This window comes from Streptomyces ossamyceticus (assembly GCF_001418475.1).
Lineage (GTDB): Bacteria > Actinomycetota > Actinomycetes > Streptomycetales > Streptomycetaceae > Streptomyces > Streptomyces ossamyceticus.
The window spans coordinates 1-2199 of sequence record NZ_LIQX01000187.1 but is presented as its reverse complement, the minus strand read 5'-3'; the positions used below and the strand labels follow the sequence as shown (position 1 = coordinate 2199).

1 protein-coding gene and 1 pseudogene are annotated in these 2199 nt (G+C 68.9%); both read left to right on the top strand.

All coding sequences use genetic code 11. The features are described from left to right. Positions 1-234: pseudogene (locus AOK15_RS15320) on the top strand (VWA domain-containing protein); the annotation flags it as partial. A gap of 151 nt (positions 235-385) precedes the next feature. After that, positions 386-2101: a methionine--tRNA ligase gene (gene metG, locus AOK15_RS15315; RefSeq protein ID WP_055516982.1), complete on the top strand. Its 1716-nt coding sequence runs from the start codon at positions 386-388 to the stop codon at positions 2099-2101. Positions 2102-2199: the final 98 nt, after the last annotated feature.

Sequence of the window (2199 nt, the reverse complement as noted above, 5' to 3'; positions counted from 1 at the left end):
GACGGCGCCCCGGACGCGAAGACCCCCGCCACCCAGGCGCTCACGGACGCCGCGAAGAACCACCCCGGCGTGCACTTCGCCTTCGTCGCCTTCGGTGACCCGGAGAACAAGGCGTTCGACTACCTCCGCAAGCTCAAGACGGGCAACGCCTCGCACTTCCTGGCCGGCGAGACCCCGCGCGAGCTGACCGACGCCGAGGTCTACGAGGGCATCCTGGCCGCCTGGCGCCCGTAACCGCCCGCAACGCTCCACCACGCCCCTCACCGGGACGTCCGTGCCGTCCGCTTCCCACCCCGCAAAACGGGAGGCGGGCGGCACCCCCATGTCGGCTAGGATTTCAAGACTCACGCCTTACCGAAATCGACCGACCTGGGAGCATCCCCCGATGGCTCGACACCTCATCACCAGCGCCCTTCCGTACATCAACGGGATCAAGCACCTGGGCAACATGGTGGGGTCCATGCTCCCGGCGGACGTGTACTCCCGGTACCTCCGCCAGCGTGGCCACGACGTCCTGTACATCTGTGCGACGGACGAGCACGGCACCCCGGCGGAGCTGGCGGCGAAGGAGCTGGGCCTCCCCGTCGACGAGTTCTGCGCGCAGGCGCACGACGCGCAGAAGGCCGTCTACGACGGCTTCGCCCTCGCGTTCGACTACTTCGGCCGCAGCTCGTCCGAGCAGAACGTGGAGATCACGCAGCACTTCGCGCGCAAGCTCAAGGAGAACGGGTTCATCGAGGAGCGGGCGATCCGCCAGGTGTACTCGCCGACCGACGGCCGTTTCCTCCCGGACCGCTATGTCGAGGGCACCTGCCCGCACTGCGGCTACGACAAGGCCCGCGGCGACCAGTGCGAGAACTGCACCCGCGTCCTGGACCCGACCGACCTGATCGAGCCGCGCTCGGCCATCTCCGGCTCCACGGACCTGGAGGTCCGCGAGACCAAGCACCTGTTCCTCCTGCAGTCGAAGCTGCAGCACGAGGTCGAGGCGTGGGTCACGGCGCACGAGCACCAGTGGCCGCAGCTGGCGTCGTCCATCGCCCGCAAGTGGCTGACCGAGGGCCTGCACGACCGGGCGATCACCCGCGACCTGGACTGGGGCGTCCCGGTCCCCGCGGACACCTGGCCGGAGCTGGCCGCCGAGGGCAAGGTCTTCTACGTGTGGTTCGACGCGCCGATCGAGTACATCGGCGCGACGAAGGAGTGGTCGGACCAGGACCCGGAGAACCGCGACTGGAAGTCCTGGTGGTTCGACGTCGACACCGACGTCCGCTACACGGAGTTCATGGCGAAGGACAACGTCCCCTTCCACACCGTGATGTTCCCGGCCACCGAGCTGGGCGTCCGCGAGCCGTGGAAGAAGGTCGACGTAGTCAAGGCGTTCAACTGGCTGACGTACTACGGCGGGAAGTTCTCGACGTCGCAGAAGCGGGGCGTCTTCACCGACCAGGCCCTGGAAGTCCTCCCGGCGGACTACTGGCGCTACTTCCTGATCGCCAACGCGCCCGAGTCGGACGACTCATCGTTCACGTGGGAGCACTTCACCGCCACGGTCAACAAGGACCTCGCCGACACCCTCGGCAACTTCGTCAACCGCGTGCTGTCCTTCTCCCGCAAGCGCTTCGGCGACGACGTCCCGGCGGGCGCGGCGGCCGGTGAGGCCGAGGCGAAGCTGGGCGAGGAGATCGCGCGGCTCCTCGCGGAGTACGAGGAGCACATGGAGGCCCTCCAGTTCCGCAAGGCGGCGGCGGCGCTGCGCGCGCTGTGGTCGGCGGGCAACTCCTACCTGGAGGAGAAGGCCCCCTGGCTGGAGATCAAGACCGACCAGGAGGCCGCGGCCCTCACCCTGCGCACCGCGATGAACCTCATCCACCTCTACGCGGTGGTCTCCGAGCCCTTCATCCCGACCTCCGCGGCCACGATGCGCGGCGCCTTCGCCCTGGAGAACGACACCGCCACCTGGGTCACCGCCGAGCAGGCCCGCTCCCTGGACGCCGTCCCGGCCGGCACCCCGTTCACCGTCCCGCCCGTCCTCTTCGCGAAGCTGACGGAGGACGACCTGGAGGCGTACAAGGAGCGCTTCGGCGGCGAGGCCGCGTAACTCCCCGGTACACCTGAGCGGGCCCGGTGACGTGGTACGACGTCACCGGGCCCGCTTGTTTCCATGTGTCGCGCCGCGGTGCGGGGTGACGTTCGTCC

Excerpts from the sequence above, each read along its gene's own strand:
- metG (WP_055516982.1), top strand. The coding sequence starts at position 386 with ATGGCTCGACACCTCATCACCAGCGCCCTTCCGTACATCAACGGGATC.